Below are 16,294 nucleotides of genomic sequence, written 5' to 3' on the forward strand. Positions count from 1 at the left end.
GGGGCGCGGCGGGTGGGGCAGACTGGGCGTGGTCGAGAAGAGGGAGCACCGATGGCCGACATCACCCGACGTCCGTTCCTGAACCACCTGCGGTCGGACCCGACGTCGTTCGTGCTGAAGCTGAAGGACGGTCAGGTCACGAAGTCCGGGGCGGGGGTGTCGTTCTGGTTCCGACCCAGCACCGCCGCCCTGGCCGAGGTGCCGCTGGAGGACCGTGAGCAGGTGCTCCAGTTCACGGCTCGGACGAGCGACTTCCAGGTGGTGTCGGTGCAGGCCACCGTCACCTACCGGGTCGTCGACCCCGCCGTCGCCGCCACCCGCATCGACTTCGGCATCGACCCGCGCACCGGCGACTGGAACGCCCGACCGCTGGAGCGGCTCGGCGGCCTGCTCACCGAGCTCGCGCAGCAGCCGGCGCTCGACCACCTCGCCGGCACGTCGCTCACCGACGCGCTCGCCCACGGCATCGCGCCCGTGCGTCAGCGGGTCGCCGACGAGCTCGCCGGCGACCAGCGCCTCGTCGAGCGGGGGCTGGCCGTCACCGACGTCCGCGTCGTCGCGATCCGCGCGGAGGCCGACCTGGAGCGTGCGCTGCAGACCCCGACCCGCGAGGCCGTGCAGCAGCAGGCCGACCGTGCGACCTTCGAGCGGCGGGCGGTCGCGGTGGAGAAGGAGCGCGCGATCGCCGAGAACGAGCTGACGAACCAGATCGAGCTGGCGCGCCGCGAGGAGGAGCTCGTCACCCAGCGCGGCCAGAACGAGCGGCGTCGCGCGACCGAGCAGGCCGAGGCCGACCGCATCACGGCGGCGGCGCGTGCCGAGCGGGAGGGTCTGCTGGCGCGGGCCGAGGCCGACCGGGCCCGCACCGTCGGCGAGGCGAAGGCTGCTGCCGAGGCGGCGGCGTTCGCGTCGTACGCCGAGATCGACCAGGGTCGGATCCTCGCGATCGCCGCCCGCGAGCTCGCGGCCAACCTGCCGCCCCTCACGCACCTCTCCCTCACGCCCGACCTGCTCGCGCCGTTGCTGGAGAAGCTCGGCGACACCGGCGCGGCGGCCGACCAGGAGCCCGGTCCGGCGCGATGACGTTGCGGCCGCGGGCCGTCGTCGTCCACCGACGGTCGGAGTACGAGGAGCTGGTCGCCCGGCACGCCACCCGTGACCAGGCCGCCTTCTTCCTGCGCACCCGCGACCGTGACATCGCCGAGGTCGAGCAGCGTCACGAGGCGCTCGCGCGGGCGCGGGCCGTCGTGTCCGCGGCGATCCCGCTGCACTGGCGGCGGGCGGAGGTGGAGCGCTCCGAGCTCGACCGGTTCGTGTTCGGCCCGGAGGACGTGGTCGTCGCGGTCGGTCAGGACGGGCTCGTCGCCAACGTCGCGAAGTACCTGAGCGGCCAGCCCGTGGTCGGGGTCGACCCGGAGCGGGGCCGCAACCCCGGAGTGCTCGTGCCGCACGCGCCGCAGCAGGTGGTCGACGTGCTGGCCGGCGTCGAGCGGGCCGACCGTCCGGTGCAGGAACGCACGATGGTGCAGGCGCGCACCGACGACGGCCAGGAGCTGTCGGCGCTCAACGAGGTGTTCGTCGGCGACCCCGGTCACCAGTCCGCGCGCTACGTGCTGCACGCGGGTGACCGGGTGGAGCGGCACTCGTCGTCGGGGATCCTCGTCGGCACGGGCACAGGTGCGACGGGCTGGCTGCGCTCGGCGTGGGAGGAGCGGCGCAGCGATCTGGTCATGCCCGGCCCGACCGACCCGGGCCTGTGCTGGTTCGTCCGCGAGGCGTGGCCGTCGCCGGCCACGGGCACCGAGGTCACGGAGGGTCTCGTGGGTGCCGACGGCTCGCTCGTGGTGACGGTGGAGTCCGACACGCTCGTCTGCTTCGGCGACGGGATCGAGGCCGACGCGCTGAGCGTGTCGTTCGGGCAGCGGCTGACGGTGGGGCTGGCGCCCCGTCGACTGCGGCTGGTCGGCTGACCCGCCGCGCCGCGCGGCCCGGGACGGGGGCGTCAGGAGCCGACGCGCAGCACCGTCAGGGTGGAGCCGTCGGCGGCGGTCGCCGTCCCGGTGCCCAGCGCGGTCCAGCACCGCAGCGAGAGGTTCTGGTCCTGCGCGACGGCCACGACGGCCTGCACGGGGACGACCGACCTGCCCTCGGCGGGGACGGTCACGGTGCTGCTGGCGAGCGGGGTGCTCTCGCCGGCGCGGACGAGGCCGCACGTCACGTCGGTGCCGAACCTCGAGCCGACGGCCGCAGCGCCGGTGACGAGCACCGTGCCCGCCTGGTCCGCGGGCACCGAGTAGCCACGCATCTCCGTGGAGCTGGCCAGGACGACGCTCGTCGAGAGGGTCTGGCCGACGGTCGCGCCGCCGCTGCCGGTGCCGGGCGCCCGCAGCAGCCGTCCGACGACGTCCGACGTCAGGTCCTGCGTGCCGAGGCTGCCGTCGGCGACCTCGCGGGTGCCGATGCTGCCCTTCGCGAGGTCCTGGCTGCCGATGCTGCCGTCGAGGATGACCTGCGTGGTCACGGCGTCGAGGGCGATCTTGGCGCCGGTGACGGACCGGTTGCGCAGGTCCCCCGAGCGCACCGAGCCGTCGACGAGCGCCTGCGTGCCGACCGAGTCGGGGCGCATCTTCGAGGCGCTGACGGCGCGGTCGGCGAGCTGACGGTTGCCGATGCTGCCCGCCTTGACGGCGGCGTAGGAGGTGCCGCCGAGCGACAGGAAGAGCGCGACGGTGGCCACGACGAGGGCGGCCGACGGTCGACGCCGGCGCCTCTCGGCGCAGTGGCAGGTGCAGGACGACGACATGACGGACCTCGGGCGTGCGGCGGATGGTGCGGCCAGCCTAGGCGAGGTGGTGGCCCGGGCGTGCGGCTACAGCGAGACCGCCCCGTCGACCGGGACGTCAGTTGACCTGGCGCTCGCGACCGTCCCAGAACTCGGCCCTCAGCTTGAACTTCTGCAGCTTCCCGGTGGCCGTGCGGGCGAGCTCGTCGCGGAACTCGACCCGCTTGGGGCACTTGTAGCCGGCCAGCCGTTCCCGGCAGTGCGCGATGAGCGCCGCCTCGTCGACGCCGGAGTCGGGCTCGACGACGACGAGCGCCGTGACCAGCTCGCCCCAGCGCTCGTCGGGGACGCCGATGACGGCGACCTCCCGCACGGCGGGGTGCGACGCGAGCGCGTCCTCCACCTCGATCGACGACACGTTCTCGCCGCCGGAGATGATCACGTCCTTCTTGCGGTCCGCGATCGTGACGTAGCCGTCCTCGAACGATCCGCCGTCGCCCGTGTGGAACCATCCCCCGGCCAGCGACTCGGCGGTGGCGTCGGGGTTGTCCCAGTAGCCCTCGAGCACGGTGTTGCTGCGGGCCAGCACCTCGCCGGTGTCGTCGACGCGGATCGACGTCGACAGCGCGGGAGCGCCCGCGCGACCGAGCCTGCGGGCCTGCTCGGTCGCGTCGAGGTCGTCCCACTCCTCGCGCATGCGGCTCATGGTCAGCAGCGGCGACGTCTCGGTGAGCCCGTAGATCTGGATGAACTCCCACCCCAGCTCCTCGCGGACCCGCTCGATCGTGCGGGTCGGCGGCGGGGCGCCTGCGACGACGCAGCGGACACGGTCGCGCCCGACCGGACCGTCCCAGTCCTTCAGCGCGTCGAGCACGGCCGACAGCACCGCCGGTGCGCAGCAGAGGAAGGTCACCTGGTGCTCCTCGACGCGGCGCAGGATCTCCGCCCCGTCGACCTGCCGCAGCACGACGTGCTTCCCGCCCATGCCGGTGACGCCGTACACCTGGCCCCATCCGTTGCAGTGGAACATCGGCAGCGTGTGCAGGTACACGTCGCGGTCGCTGACCGACGCCTGCCAGCCGAACACCGTCGCGTTGGTCCAGAGGGCGCGGTGCGTCTGCTCGACGCCCTTGGGCCGGGCGGTCGTGCCCGACGTGTAGTTGATGGTGGCCGTCGCGGTCTCGTCGGGCTCCCACGCTCGCGGCTGCGCGCCGTGGGTCGGACGATCGTGGGAGGTCGGCGACCAGCCCCAGACCTCCTCGTCGTCGACGCCGGCGACGAAGACGTGCTTGGCCGCCGAGCAGGCCTCGCGCAGGTGCTCCAGGCCCGGGTCGAGGACGACGACCTCCGCGCCGCTGTGCTGCACGATGTACTCGACCTCCGCCGGCGCGAGCCGGAAGTTCACCGACACGAACACGCGGCCCCAGCCGGAGACGCCGAAGAACGACGTGTAGAGCCGCGCGGCGTTCTGCGAGACCATCGCGACCCGGCCGCCGACCGGCACGTCGAGCCGGTCGAGCCGCTCCGCCTGCGCCTGCGCGAGACGCATCACCTCGGCGTACGTGAGCTCGCCCCACGACGGTGCCGGCTGGTCGGGCTCGTCGACGACGGCCACCCGGTCGGGGTAGACGGTGACGGCGCGGTCGAGGAAGTCGCGGATGCTGAACGGGACGATCACGAGGGCCTCCAGTCGGGTATGACGCGGGTCACCCCATCATGCCCCGCCCCCCGTTGCACCGCCGTCGCAGGTGACTCCGACGCCGCGGTTTACCACGGTCCCGTGGTAAACCCCGTCCTCCCGCGGCAAACTTCCCGTGGGAGGACGACCTCTACCACGGGACCGTGGTAAACCGCGTGGTCAGGCGTGCCGGGAGCGCCACTCGTCGGCGAGGATCGCGTAGGCGAGGCCGTCGACCCAGCCGAGGTCGCGGTGCAGGGCGTCCTGGCGGGTGTGGGCCTCGCGGCGCATGCCGACGCGCTCCATGAGTCGCCAGGAGGGCTCGTTGGTGGCGAAGCATTCGGCGACGACGCGGCGCACCCCGAGCTCCTCGAAGCTGATCCGCAGCAGCTCCTCCACGGCCTCGGTCATGAGGCCTCGCCCGTGGTGGCTGGGCGCGAGCACCCAGGCCAGCACGGCGACCGTGCCGCGCGCCCGCTCGCGGACGTCCTTCTGGCCCCAGGCGTCCCCGACGGTGACCATCGTGTCGCCGACGACCTGCCCGTCGACCTCGACGGCGAGCGCGTCGAGGAGGTCGTCGGCGCCGAAGTGCGAGTCGACGAGCTCCTCACGGGTCCGCGCCGGCCGGCCGAGCCACCGGTCGACGTCGGGGTCGCCCCGGTAGGCGAGCACGGCGTCGACGTCGTCGAGCGTGAGCGGCCGCAGCGTGGTCCGGGCCGTGTGGCGCGGCCACGTCAGGTCCGCGAGCCGCGGTCGTCGAGGGTCGAGGTCGGGCACTCAGCGATCGTAGGGGTAGAACCCGTGGCCGGACTTCTTGCCCAGCAGGCCTGCCTCGACCATGCGGTCGAGCACCGGCGGCGGCGAGTAGAGCGGCTCCTTGAACTCCTCGTACATGGAGACGCCGATGGCGCGGACGGTGTCGAGGCCGATGAGGTCAGCCAGGGCGAGCGGGCCCATCGGGTGCCCGCAGCCCAGCACCATGCCGGAGTCGATGTCGGCGGCCGAGGCGTAGCCCGCCTCGTACATGCGGATGGCCGAGAGCAGGTACGGCACGAGCAGGCTGTTCACGACGAAGCCGGCGCGGTCGGTGGCCTCGATCGGCTCCTTGCCGAGGGTCTCGGAGACGAACGTCTGCATGCGCTGCAGCGTCTCGGGCGACGTGGTGAGCGACGGGATCAGCTCGACCAGCTTCATGACCGGCGCGGGGTTGAAGAAATGCACACCCATGACCCGGTCGGCTCGCCCCGACACGGCGCCGAGCTTCACGATCGGGATCGAGGACGTGTTCGACGCGAGCACGGCGTCGTCGGACTCCAGGATCGAGCCGAGGGTCCGGAACAGGTCGAGCTTCGTCCGCTCGTCCTCGCTCGCGGCCTCGACGACGAGGTCACGGTCGGCGAGCGCCTCGAGGTCGGCCGTGAACGTGACGCGCTCGAGCGTCGCGGTGACGTCGTCGGCGGTCAGCTTCCCGCGCTGCTCGGCCTTGCGCAGCGAGGCCTCGACCCGCTCGGCGGCGCGCTTCGCGGCGTCGTCGTCGACCTCGACGGTCACGACGGACAGACCGGCCCGCGCTCCGACCTCGGTGATGCCCGACCCCATGAGTCCTCCGCCGACCACGCCCAGACGTGCGATCGTCATGGACCTCTCCCTCCCTGATGCTTGGACGTCCTAGCACTTTCAGCCTACGCCACGCGGGCACGACACCAAGGACACCCTCGGGCCGGGAAGGGCCCGGGCGGGACCGCGCGTGGTGCGCCTCGGACGACGGGTCCGACGTGGTGGGATGGACCCATGCGCGCACGACACCTGGCCTCCGCGGTGCTCCTGCCGGTGCTGTCGCTCGGCGCGACGGGCTGCAGCGGCGGGTCGGACCCGGCCGCCCGGCCCGCGCCGTCGGCCTCGCCGACCGCCGAGGGCCTGCCGACCGGTCGTTCCGCGCCGGAGCTGCTGTCGGCGGTCGAGTGCAGCCGCGACGGCGACGGCACCTGGTCGGCGACGGGCCTGGTCTCCAACCCGACGAAGAACAAGGCGAGCTACCAGGTGAGCGCCCAGGTCGGACCGGCCGACGGCACGAGCCCCGCCGCGACCCGTCGACTCGACGACGTCGCGGCCGGCGCGGAGCAGCCGTTCCTCCTCACCGACATCCCGACGTCGTCGCCCGACGGTCCGTGCCACCTTCAGCTGCTGGTGCTGCCGCCCACCTGACCGGTCCGCCCGGACGCGACGACGCCCGGACGCGCCGACGCCCGCACCCCAGCGGGGCACGGGCGTCGGCGGCGGTGCGGGTCAGGACCGCGCGATGCGGACCATGTCCTCGCGGGGCACGACCTTGACGCGCTCCCGCTCGTGCTCGTGGGCCTCGCCGAGGCCGAGCTCGTGGGCGTCGAGCTTCTCCCAGCCTTCCCACGTCGTGTACTCCAGGCCGCGCGACCCGAGGTAGGCGTCGACGGACTCGGGGTCGGGCTGGGCGGCCTGATCGAGACCGGGCGCGTCGTCGAGCAGCATCGAGATGGTCTGGGCGGCGTCGGACTTGGTGTGACCGATCAGGCCGACCGGGCCACGCTTGATCCAGCCGGTCACGTAGACGCCGGGCAGGGCCGAGCCGTCGATCTCGATGACGCGACCGCCGTCGTTGGGCACCACGCCGGCGGTGACGTCGAACGGCAGGCCCGGCAGGTTGTCGGAGTAGTAGCCGATGGCGCGGTAGACGGCCTGGACGGGCCACTCCTGGAACTCGCCGGTGCCACGGACGTTGCCGGTGCCGTCGAGCTCGGTCACCTCGGTGCGCAGGCCCACGACCTTGCCGTCCTCGCCGAGGATCTCGACGGGGTTCTGGCAGAAGTGGATGTGGATGCGGTGCGGGGCCCCGCTCGGCTCCTTGGCCAGGTAGTTCTGCAGCACGTCAACGACGAGCTTCTGGCTCTTGGCGGCGCGGATGGCCTCCAGCGAGCCCTCGTCGAGCTCGAAGCCCTCGGGGTGCACGATGACGTCGATCGTGGGGGAGTGGCTCAGCTCGCGCAGCTCCATCGGCGTGAACTTGACCTGCGCCGGACCGCGACGCGCGAACACGTGCACGTCCTTCGCGGCGTTCTTCTTCAGGCCCTCGTAGACGTTGTCGGGGATCTCGGTGACGAGCAGCTCGTCGGCCGTCTTGGCGAGGATGCGCGAGACGTCGAGGCCGACGTTGCCCACGCCGAGCACGGCCACCGACTCCTGGTGCGGCTGGAACGGCCAGTCACGCTCGACGTCGGGGTGGCCGTCGTACCAGTACACGAAGTCGGCCGCGCCGTGCGAGCCGTCGAGGTCGATGCCGGGGAGGTCGAGGTCGCGGTCGCGGCGGGCGCCCGTGGCGAAGACGACGGCGTCGTAGAACTGACGCAGGTCGTCGAGCTTGAGGTCGTCGCCGAACGAGACGTTGCCGAAGAAGCGGATGTCCTCGTTCGCCATGACCCGCTTGAGCGCCTTGACGATCTCCTTGATGCGCGGGTGGTCGGGGGCCACGCCGTAGCGGATCAGGCCGAACGGCGTCGGGTCGCGCTCGATGAGGTCGACGCTCGCGCCCTCGAAGGGCGCGGGGACCTCGGACTTGGTGAGGATGTCGGCCGCGTAGACGCCGGCCGGGCCGGCGCCGACGATCGCGACCCTGAGCTTCCTGCTCATCAGTGGGACTCCTGGGGGGAACACGGGCACACCGCCAGGATCAGTCGATGTGCGTAAGTCCATCCTAAGTTCTCCGGCCCGACGCCGCGAAGTCGTCCGGTGTGCGAGATCGACCACGTCATGCACGTCTGGTGCGCGGACTCCCGTCACCGCCCCCGAGGGCCTGTGCAGCGGGGCGCCCCGCTTGTAGGGTCGGGCCACCGGGACGGAAGGGGGCGCTCGTGGCAGGGGGCGAGGGCGACGCGGACATCAGCGCGGCCGTGCGCCGCAACCGGGCCGTGCTGACACTCGGCACCGTCGGTCTCGCCGGCCTGGCAGGTGCGCTCCTGCTCGACCCCGAGGCTCTCGACGGGGCCGCGGCTCTCGGGCGCGCCGGTCTGCTGCTCCTCGTCGTCGCGGGCGCGCTCCTGACGGTCGACGCCTGGCTGCCCTTCCCGCGGCCGCCGGTGCGGGTCGACCAGGACCGCACCCGGTACGTGGCGTCCTGGGTCCCGGGGGTCGTCCTCGTGCTCGGGGCGCTCGGGCTGGGGCTCGTCGTCCTGTCGTTCGTGCTCGGCGACGGTCTCCTCGACGCGTCGCGCAGTCGTACGGGCGGCGTGCTGCTGCTCCCCGCCGCCGCGGCGACCCCGATCCTCCTGGCCTGGTCGATCGTCCTGGCGGCCCGGCCCGACCGGCTGGACCTGACGCCGTCGGGGATGGCGGTGCGCCGAGTCGGCCGCACGACCTCCGCGGCGTGGCACGACGTCGCCGAGGTGGAACCGGTCCACGGGGATCCGGGGCTGTCCGTGCGCGTCCGCCGGCGGGCGGGGCGCGCGCTGGTCGTGCCGACCCGACACCTGGCCCTGACGCCGCAGGAGGCGCAGGCACTCCTGGTCCGACGTCGCGACGAGGCCGTGGGGCGTCCCGGTCCTGGCCATCCTCTCGCACCACGTCCCCACCCCTTCCCGGAGGACGCATGACCACCGGGACGCTCGACGTCAGGCGGGTGCTGCCGCCGTACCTGTACCTCCCGTGCCGCCAGGTCGCGGCGGACTCCTTCGACCCCGAGCTCCGCGAGGTCGAGGCGGGGCCCGGCCTGGTGGCGTACACCGCGCTGGACCGGCTCCGGCGCGCGTGGGGGCACGACCAGCCGTGGGTCGTCGTACCGATCACGCTCGTCAAGGAGCTCCAGGAGTCGTTGCACTTCGCGGCGCTGCTGCTGGACGACGGACTGCCGGACGGGGAGCGGGCTCTTGAGTGACTTCGAGGTCGAGCCCGACGAGGTGCTGGCCGTCGGCATGGGGCTGCGCGACGACGTCGACGCGCTCGACGGACCGGCTGGAGCCCTGCCCGAGGCGGACGGCGGTGTGGCGACCCCCCTGGTCGAGAACGCGGTCGGCGCGCTGCTCTCGCAGGTGAAGCACCTCGCCGCGGCGACCTCCGTGATCTCCGAGGACGTCCTCGCGTCCGCCCTGCGCTACCACGAGGCGGACACGCGCTCGAAGGCCGCGATGGTCCGGTTGATGGCGCCTCACCTCGACGACACGGAGGTGGCGGAGGCCGTCGAGCGCGCCCAGCGGTCCGACGAGATCGCCCGCGCGCAGGAACGGCATCCGGACGACCCGCGCGGCGCGGCGCGGCGGGTGCTGGAGTCGCCGTCGGCCTTCGAGGACCTCGCGCAGGAGCAGGACGAGAGGCTGCGGGAGACGGCCCGCTCGTGGCGGGAGCTGTTCGACCCCGACGCCGCCGACGGCGACCCGCGCGGACCGTCGACCCCCGGGGGCGGAGGCACGAGCGACCTGGGCCGTCTGCTCACGGGACCGCTCGACGAGGACGGTGACTGACCGTGCCCCTGCACACCTACGTCGCCGGGTCTCCCGCGTCTCTCATCGCTCTGGCCGCCTCCCTCGAGCAGGGCTTCTCGGACGCGTGCGAGAACCTGGGGACCTCGCTGCTGCGGCACCGACGTCAGGTGCGGGACCACTGGCACGGTGGCGCCGGTCGTGCCGCGGCCGAGGGCGTCCAGGACCTCGCCCGGTCGGCCGACGGCCTGCGCACGGCGGGTCGCAGGATCGCCGCGGGTGTCGAGACGTTCGCGGGGGTGCTCCGTGGTGTCCAGAACCGCATCGAGGACGCGAGGGACGTCGCCCGGTCCGCGGGTCTGGTCGTGACGGAACGGCTGGTCGAGGAACCGCCCGAGCCGGCCGACCCCAGGTGGAAGCTGTCGACGACGATCAGCGTCGACGCCGACGAGCAGGGCGCGTTCCTCGCTTGGAAGGCGAAGGTGTCGGCCTGGAACCACGTCGTCGGCGCGGTCGAGGCCGCGTTCGGCGATCTCGCTGCGGGGTGCCGCGAGCTCAACGAGGCGCTGGGCGACCAGGCTTCCGAGCTCGCCGAGATCGGCGAGAAGCTGAGCGACGCCGCTCCGGGGGCCCTGGACGCCGTCGGGGAGAAGGTGCTGCCGAAGGTGGAGGCACGCATGGGTCGCGCGGCGGTCCACGCCGGATTCCTCGCCTCCCTGTCGCCCGAGCAGTCCACGCTCCTCTACGCCAACCTGTTCACCCAGATGGAGCACCTGGACGACGCCTCGGCCGTGCGACACCTGGCCGAGGTCTCGAAGTACGGGGGCAAGACCGTCGACGGGTTCATGATCGGCTTCAAGGCCATCGAGCGCGACCAGATGGGCCAGGGGATGCGACAGATCGTGCTGGCCGAGGGCGGGGGCTGGGCGGCTGGTGCCCTGGCGACGGGTCTCACGTGGGCCGGCGGCGGGGCCGTCTTCGGCGCCCCGGCGACGCCCGTCGGGTCGGCGGTCCTCGGCGGTGTCGCCCTCGTCGCCGGCGTCGTCGTCGGGGCACTGACCAGCGACGCCGTCGACGACTGGTACGAGGACGAGGCGTTCGAGGACCTGATCCGCAAGGCCTCCAAAGACGATGCGCGACCCGGCCCCGGACCGCTCAGCGGAACCGGCGACCCTCGTGGCCGCGGCATGCCCACACGGTGAGCGCGCCGGCGGCGAGCGTCCAGGCGACGAGGACGAGCAGGCGCGTCGCCTCCACCTCTCCGCCGGTCCGGTGGTCGGGGGCGGTGGTGGTCATGCGTCCCCCTGGAGCAGCGTGCGGAGCGTGCGGGTGTAGGTCTCGAAGGCCTCGCGGCCGGTGTCGGTGAGGCCGACGTGCGTCGTCGGCGTGCGGCCGCTGATCGACTTCGTCTGCACGACGTAGCCGGCGTCCTCGAGCTTGCGCAGGTGCGTGGAGAGGTTGCCGGCGGTCATGCCCAGCTCCTTCTGCAGACGCGGGAAGGTGAGCGTCTCCCCGGGCGCGAGGGCCGCGAGGAAGGCGGTGACGCGCAGGCGCGCCTGGGCGTGGATGACGGGGTCGAGGTCGGTCATCGGCGGCCCTCGAGGTGGGCGTGGACCGCCGCCGCGGCGAACCCGCCGCCACCGAGCAGCGCCATGAGCAGGTACAGCGTGGGCGCCCCGGTGAACGACGCGCCGCCGACGAGCAGCGCGATCCAGGCGCCGAGCACGAACTGACGCCGGTCGTGGAACGCGACGGCGGACCCCATGTAGAGGACGGCGACGACGAGGCACGGGACGGCGTTGTAGACGATCGCGGCGGCCTCGCCCTCCAGGCCGACCCGGCCGAGGGCGCCGGCGACGAGGCAGGCGCCGGCGAAGCCCAGTCCCCAGGCCCAGCCGAGCCATGCGTTGGCCTCGGCGTCGGGCCCGCCGATGCCGCGGGTGCGGCCCTCGATGTGCACGACCGTGGCCACGATCGCGGCGGCGATGAGGACGCCGAAGACGATCGGCCCCGGGAGTCCCGGTTCTCCCTGCGGGCCGGACCACGTCCACATCGCCAGGTAGCCGACGCCCCAGGCGACGGCCCAGACGCCGTAGACGACCCGTTCGTCGACCCGCACGGAGCGGCGGGCCCGGTCGCGCTCGGCCTCGATGATGGCCCAGCTCTCGGAGAGGTCGGGGGTGCGGTCGCGGGTCTGCTCGTCGTCCATGGTCTCTCCCGGAGATAGGTTTGTGATGCAAAGTAGTTTGCACGACGTCGCACCGGAGGTCAAGGTCCGGCGGTCGGTCCGGGAACGTCGTGCAGGATGCGGCCGTTGGAGAAGTTGACGACGCAACCATCCGCGTCCCAGCCCGACTGACTGGAGAAGACCCATGACCCTGCGCCGCCACCAGAAGGCCGTGCTCGCCGCCACCGCCGTCCCGACCCTGCTGCTCGCCGCCGCGTGCGGCCAGGCGTCCACCTCCGACGACGCCGCCGGCAGCACGCCGAGCAGCGCCGCGAGCGAGTCGGCCTCCGCCGACACCGGCTCCTCGGAGGCGTCCGGCGACTACACGCCCGGCACCTACGAGGCGTCCGGCAGCTACTCCAACCCCGGCGGGACCTCGACGATCGACGTCGAGGTGACCCTCGGCGACGTCGGCATCATCGACGCCGTCACGGTGACGCCGAAGGCCTCGGGCACGTCGAAGCAGTACCAGGAGAAGTTCGCCGGCGGCATCGCCGACGAGGTCGTCGGCAAGAACATCGACGACCTCGACGTCTCCAAGGTCGCCGGCTCCTCGCTCACGGCGGGCGGCTTCAACCAGGCGATCGACGAGATCAAGTCCGAGGCGCGAGGCTGACCGGACCTACGATGTCCGTCATGGGCGACGCCGAGACGACCTCCTACGACCGTCGCGCGAGGCGTGCCGACCTCGGCGCCGACCTCGCGATCCTCGTGCTCGGCCTGGCCGGCGCGGCCGTGATCCTGACCCAGGTGCCGGCCGACGTGGTGGCGATGCGGGCGCTGGCCGTCTACGCGCTGTTCGCGGCGCTCGGCGCGGGCGTCCTCGCGGTCGCCCGGCTGCGCACCCGCACACTCCCGGGTCTGCGTGACGCCACCGTCGACGGCAGGCCCGCCCGGGGGGTGCGAGCGTGGTCCGGCCCGTTCGTGCACAGCGTGTCGCTCGACGTCGGGCTCGTCGCGCTCGGTGCGGTGGTGAGCTCGATCGGCGTCGCGTCGGGCTCGGCCTGGGCGGCCCTGTGGGTCCCGGCCCTGGTGGCCACAGCCTGGTTCGCGGTGCGGGTGGTGCTCGTCTTGGTCGGCCGCCGCAGGGTCGACGCGCTCTGGCTGACCGACCAGCACGTGGTCCACGACAGTGCGGCCGGTCCCGCCCGGATCCCCCGGACGGACGTCGAGTCGGTGCGGCCCTGGAGCGGCGGCCTGTTCGTCGACGGACCCACCAGCCGCTCGGGTCCACCGCTCGGCTTCCGAGCAGGGGCGCGCGCCCGACCTGGCGAATTGCGCGTCGACACGTCGCTCATGGGAGTCGGCCCGCACGACCTCGCCGCCTGGTTGCGCGCGCAGCTCGACGACGACGCGCGGCCACGCCGCTGACCCGACTCGACCAGGAGGACGCAGGATGACCCAGCCCTTCGTGCAGGCCGGAACCGGCCGGCCCGCCGGCGAGGCGCTGTCCGAGGGTGTCGAGGCACTCGGCGACACCGCCTCGGCAATCGGCGACGACATCGGCGGTGCCGTCAGTGCCGTGGGCGGCTGGTTCGATTGACCGGGATCGGCCCGCGCGCCACGACCGTGGCGTGGGACTTCGAGGCGATCGGGGCCCCGTGGCAGGTCGAGACCGCGCGGCCGCTCGCCCCCGACGTCCGGCAGGCCGTGCTCGACGTCGTCGACCGTTTCGACCGCACCTGGTCGCGGTTCCGGGACGACTCCGTGGTCACGGCGATGGCCGGCTCGGCGGGCGCGTGGAGCGACGTCGACTCCGCCGGCCTCCTGCTCGACCTCTACGACGGGCTGCACCGCGCGACCGACGGCTCCGTGACGCCGCTCGTGGGGCAGGCGCTCGTCGACCTCGGGTACGACGCCGACTACTCCCTCGTCCAGCGTGCCGAGCCGGCCGTCCCCGACGACTGGGCGGCGCTGCGCAGCAGGGGCGAGGTCGCGGTCGGGCCCGACGGCCAGGTGCGGACGAGCCGGCCGCTGCTGCTCGACGTCGGCGCGGCCGGGAAGGGCCTCCTGGTCGACCTCGTGGTCGACGTGCTCGCCGACCACGGTGTCGACCAGGCGACGGTCGACGGCAGCGGCGACCTGCGCCACGTCGGTGCCGGACCGATCCGTGTCGCCCTCGAGCACCCGGGCGACGCGTCGCGCGCCGTCGGCGTCGTCGAGGTCGCCGACGGGTGGGCGCTCTGCGCGTCGGCCGTCAACCGACGTGCATGGGGCGACGGCCTGCACCACGTCGTCGACGGGCGCACCGGCCACCCGACCCGCGACGTCGTCGCCACCTGGACCCTCGTCGACGGCTCCTGCATGGTCGCCGACGGCCTGGCCACCGCACACTTCTTCGCCGACCCGCAGGCGTTGCTCGACCTCCACCCGCACCACTTCGTCCGGATCCACGCCGACGGCCGCGTGCTGCGGTCGCCCGACCTCCCTGGGGAGCTGTTCACATGAGCACGAGTCGCACGAGCACCGGACCGAGGCCCTCGGTCGACGCGATCCTCGGTCGGGTGAGCATGTACCGCCTCACGACGATCGTGCTGTCGGCGATCGTGGTGGTCTACCTGCTCTTCACGTCCACCGGCGTCATCGACGGGCTCTCGACGCTCGGCAACCTCGCCGCCCTGGCGGTGCTGCTGGTGGCGTCGGTCGCCTCGAACCGGTTGCTCGGTCTCGCGTGGCGTCGCGTCCCGCACGACGAGTCGGCCGTGATCACCGCGCTGCTGCTGTTCTTCCTGTTCGTGCCGCTGCCCGAGGCCGCCGCCGGGTCGGGCTCGGGCGTCGGGGTCGCCAACCTGCTCTGGCTCGCGGCGGCAGCCCTGCTCGCCAACGCGTCGAAGTACGTGCTCGCGTGGCGGGGCCGGCACGTGCTCAACCCGGCGGCGGCCGGGGCGCTGCTCGTCGTGGTCGCGCAGTGGGCGGTCGGGCGGGAGTCGTCGATCAACGCGCTCTGGCAGACGGCGGCCACCCAGGCGCTGCTGCCGTTCGTCGCGGTCGGCGCGCTCCTCGTGCTCTGGCGGACCCGTCGGCTCGACGTGGGCCTCGTGTTCGTCGTCGTCGCGGCCACCCTCGTGCTGGTGGGTCTGACGGTCGGCTTCGGCACGCCGCTGTCGCAGGCGTGGCAGACCGCGTTGTACTCCTACCCGATCGTCTTCATGGCGGGCTTCATGGTCACCGAGCCGCTCACCCTGCCGCCCCGGCGGGCGCAGCAATGGCTCGTCGCCGCGGTCATGGCGGTGCTGCTCGGCTTCCCGACGTTCGCCGACGTGCTCGGCGTGCAGGCGCCGACATGGGGCCCGTTGACGATGACGCCCGAGCTGGCGATCGTCGTCGGCAACCTGGTCGCCCTCGCGCTCTCCCGGCGGACCGGGGTGGTGCTGCGGACCACGGGCTCGCGTCGGCTCGCCGGCGACACCTGGGAGGTCACGTTCCGCCCGACCCGTCCGGTGCGGTTCGTCCCTGGCCAGTACCTCGAGCTCCACCTGCCGCACCGCGGTGTCGACGGACGCGGTGTCCGGCGGGTGTTCAGCATCAGCTCGCCCCCGCAGGCCGACGACCTGAGCGTCGCCGTGCGCGTGCCGGAGCCGTCGTCGTCGTTCAAGCAGGCGCTCGTGGGGCTGCGCGAGGGCGAGCGCGTGCACGCGACCGGCGTGCACGGCGACTTCGTCTGGCCCCGGGGCGGTCGCCCGCTGCTGCTCGTCGCGGGCGGCATCGGTGTGACGCCCTTCCTCAGCCAGCTCCGTGCGGGCGAGGCGCGCGACGTCGTGCTCGTCTACGGCGTGCCCGACGGTGACGTCGTGCCCTACCGTGACGAGCTGGTCGCGAGCGGCGTCCGGGTGGTGCTGGTCTCTCCCGAGGTCCCCGCCGACGTCCCGGCCGGCTGGGTGCACGTGGCGGCGCCGGTGGTCTCGGGCGACGTGGTGGCCGAGGCGGTGCCCGACGCCGCCGACCGGGTCGCCTACGTCTCCGGCCCTCCGGCCATGGTCTCGGCCGTCCGCGGCGACCTGCGACGTCGCTGCGCCAAGGTCCGCACTGACTACTTCTCCGGCTACTGACCTCCCCCACCCCTCCGTCCTGAGCACGTTTGCGTGGGGCCCCACGTGACCGTGCTGATCGGCCGCATGTCTGCGGTGGGGCGAGCCGGTTTGCGTGGGGCCCCACGGAAACCGGCT

At 73.3% G+C, this 16,294-nt stretch carries 20 protein-coding genes; 12 read left to right on the plus strand and 8 right to left on the minus strand.

The window, feature by feature from the left end; all coding sequences use genetic code 11:
• Nucleotides 1–51: 51 nt before the first annotated feature.
• On the plus strand, nucleotides 52–1,083 hold the full coding sequence (locus QE370_RS06450) for an SPFH domain-containing protein (RefSeq protein WP_253024200.1): 1,032 nt from the start codon (nucleotides 52–54) through the stop codon (nucleotides 1,081–1,083).
• Nucleotides 1,080–1,970: a hypothetical protein gene (locus QE370_RS06455; protein ID WP_309633845.1), complete on the plus strand. Its 891-nt coding sequence runs from the start codon at nucleotides 1,080–1,082 to the stop codon at nucleotides 1,968–1,970. The genes QE370_RS06450 and QE370_RS06455 overlap by 4 nt, the downstream gene beginning before the upstream one ends.
• Nucleotides 1,971–2,002: 32 nt before the next feature.
• On the opposite strand, the gene QE370_RS06460 is transcribed toward QE370_RS06455, so the two are convergent.
• The 4 genes from QE370_RS06460 to QE370_RS06475 all read right to left on the minus strand — a co-directional run bounded on the left by QE370_RS06460 (nucleotide 2,003) and on the right by QE370_RS06475 (nucleotide 6,098).
• Nucleotides 2,003–2,803 (minus strand): hypothetical protein, encoded by an 801-nt coding sequence (locus QE370_RS06460; protein ID WP_253024196.1) that lies wholly within the window; start codon nucleotides 2,801–2,803, stop codon nucleotides 2,003–2,005.
• Nucleotides 2,804–2,900: 97 nt separating this feature from the next.
• Complete coding sequence (locus QE370_RS06465) at nucleotides 2,901–4,460, minus strand: AMP-binding protein (protein ID WP_309633846.1); 1,560 nt, start codon at nucleotides 4,458–4,460, stop codon at nucleotides 2,901–2,903.
• A 180-nt stretch (nucleotides 4,461–4,640) separates the two neighbouring features.
• Entirely contained in the window at nucleotides 4,641–5,237 is a 597-nt protein-coding gene (locus QE370_RS06470) for a GNAT family N-acetyltransferase (protein WP_253024192.1), read from the minus strand.
• Nucleotides 5,238–6,098, minus strand: a complete 861-nt coding sequence (locus QE370_RS06475; RefSeq protein ID WP_253024190.1) for a 3-hydroxybutyryl-CoA dehydrogenase — start codon at nucleotides 6,096–6,098, stop codon at nucleotides 5,238–5,240.
• A 153-nt stretch (nucleotides 6,099–6,251) separates the two neighbouring features.
• Here QE370_RS06475 and QE370_RS06480 point away from each other — a divergent pair, with 153 nt between their 5' ends.
• Nucleotides 6,252–6,665: a hypothetical protein gene (locus QE370_RS06480; protein WP_309633847.1), complete on the plus strand. Its 414-nt coding sequence runs from the start codon at nucleotides 6,252–6,254 to the stop codon at nucleotides 6,663–6,665.
• An 81-nt stretch (nucleotides 6,666–6,746) separates the two neighbouring features.
• On the opposite strand, the gene QE370_RS06485 is transcribed toward QE370_RS06480, so the two are convergent.
• The gene (locus tag QE370_RS06485; RefSeq protein ID WP_309633848.1) at nucleotides 6,747–8,120 is read right to left on the minus strand and encodes an FAD-dependent oxidoreductase; all 1,374 of its coding nucleotides are present in this window, start codon (nucleotides 8,118–8,120) and stop codon (nucleotides 6,747–6,749) included.
• A gap of 221 nt (nucleotides 8,121–8,341) precedes the next feature.
• Here QE370_RS06485 and QE370_RS06490 point away from each other — a divergent pair, with 221 nt between their 5' ends.
• From QE370_RS06490 to QE370_RS06505, 4 genes are read left to right on the plus strand one after another with little or no spacing between them, the layout of a single operon-like run.
• The gene (locus tag QE370_RS06490; protein WP_309633849.1) at nucleotides 8,342–9,079 is read left to right on the plus strand and encodes a PH domain-containing protein; all 738 of its coding nucleotides are present in this window, start codon (nucleotides 8,342–8,344) and stop codon (nucleotides 9,077–9,079) included.
• Nucleotides 9,076–9,360 (plus strand): SAV_915 family protein, encoded by a 285-nt coding sequence (locus QE370_RS06495; protein ID WP_253026497.1) that lies wholly within the window; start codon nucleotides 9,076–9,078, stop codon nucleotides 9,358–9,360. Before QE370_RS06490 ends, QE370_RS06495 begins: the two co-directional genes overlap by 4 nt.
• Nucleotides 9,353–9,943, plus strand: a complete 591-nt coding sequence (locus QE370_RS06500) for a hypothetical protein (RefSeq protein ID WP_253026495.1) — start codon at nucleotides 9,353–9,355, stop codon at nucleotides 9,941–9,943. Before QE370_RS06495 ends, QE370_RS06500 begins: the two co-directional genes overlap by 8 nt.
• A gap of 2 nt (nucleotides 9,944–9,945) precedes the next feature.
• A complete protein-coding gene (locus QE370_RS06505; protein ID WP_309633850.1) occupies nucleotides 9,946–11,103 on the plus strand; it encodes a hypothetical protein in 1,158 nt (385 codons plus the stop codon).
• Here the strand turns inward: QE370_RS06505 and QE370_RS06510 are convergent.
• From QE370_RS06510 to QE370_RS06520, 3 genes are read right to left on the minus strand one after another with little or no spacing between them, the layout of a single operon-like run.
• A complete protein-coding gene (locus QE370_RS06510; RefSeq protein ID WP_253026491.1) occupies nucleotides 11,057–11,197 on the minus strand; it encodes a hypothetical protein in 141 nt (46 codons plus the stop codon). The two genes, QE370_RS06505 and QE370_RS06510, sit on opposite strands and share 47 nt — an antisense overlap.
• Nucleotides 11,194–11,490 (minus strand): transcriptional regulator, encoded by a 297-nt coding sequence (locus QE370_RS06515; protein WP_253026489.1) that lies wholly within the window; start codon nucleotides 11,488–11,490, stop codon nucleotides 11,194–11,196. The genes QE370_RS06510 and QE370_RS06515 overlap by 4 nt, the downstream gene beginning before the upstream one ends.
• On the minus strand, nucleotides 11,487–12,110 hold the full coding sequence (locus QE370_RS06520) for a hypothetical protein (RefSeq protein WP_253026487.1): 624 nt from the start codon (nucleotides 12,108–12,110) through the stop codon (nucleotides 11,487–11,489). Before QE370_RS06520 ends, QE370_RS06515 begins: the two co-directional genes overlap by 4 nt.
• Nucleotides 12,111–12,273: 163 nt before the next feature.
• Between QE370_RS06520 and QE370_RS06525 the strand changes: the two genes are divergently transcribed.
• From QE370_RS06525 to QE370_RS06545, 5 genes are read left to right on the plus strand one after another with little or no spacing between them, the layout of a single operon-like run.
• On the plus strand, nucleotides 12,274–12,744 hold the full coding sequence (locus QE370_RS06525) for a hypothetical protein (protein WP_253026485.1): 471 nt from the start codon (nucleotides 12,274–12,276) through the stop codon (nucleotides 12,742–12,744).
• Between the two features lie 20 nt (nucleotides 12,745–12,764).
• Nucleotides 12,765–13,499 carry a hypothetical protein gene (locus QE370_RS06530; RefSeq protein WP_309633851.1) on the plus strand — a complete coding sequence of 245 codons (735 nt, stop codon included), beginning with the start codon at nucleotides 12,765–12,767 and terminating at the stop codon, nucleotides 13,497–13,499.
• 25 nt (nucleotides 13,500–13,524) lie between these two features.
• Nucleotides 13,525–13,671 (plus strand): hypothetical protein, encoded by a 147-nt coding sequence (locus QE370_RS06535; RefSeq protein WP_309633852.1) that lies wholly within the window; start codon nucleotides 13,525–13,527, stop codon nucleotides 13,669–13,671.
• Nucleotides 13,668–14,576, plus strand: a complete 909-nt coding sequence (locus tag QE370_RS06540; RefSeq protein ID WP_253026479.1) for an FAD:protein FMN transferase — start codon at nucleotides 13,668–13,670, stop codon at nucleotides 14,574–14,576. Before QE370_RS06535 ends, QE370_RS06540 begins: the two co-directional genes overlap by 4 nt.
• Entirely contained in the window at nucleotides 14,573–16,177 is a 1,605-nt protein-coding gene (locus QE370_RS06545) for an FAD-dependent oxidoreductase (protein ID WP_309633853.1), read from the plus strand. Before QE370_RS06540 ends, QE370_RS06545 begins: the two co-directional genes overlap by 4 nt.
• Nucleotides 16,178–16,294: the final 117 nt, after the last annotated feature.

This window comes from Aeromicrobium sp. SORGH_AS_0981 (assembly GCF_031453195.1).
Lineage (GTDB): Bacteria > Actinomycetota > Actinomycetes > Propionibacteriales > Nocardioidaceae > Aeromicrobium.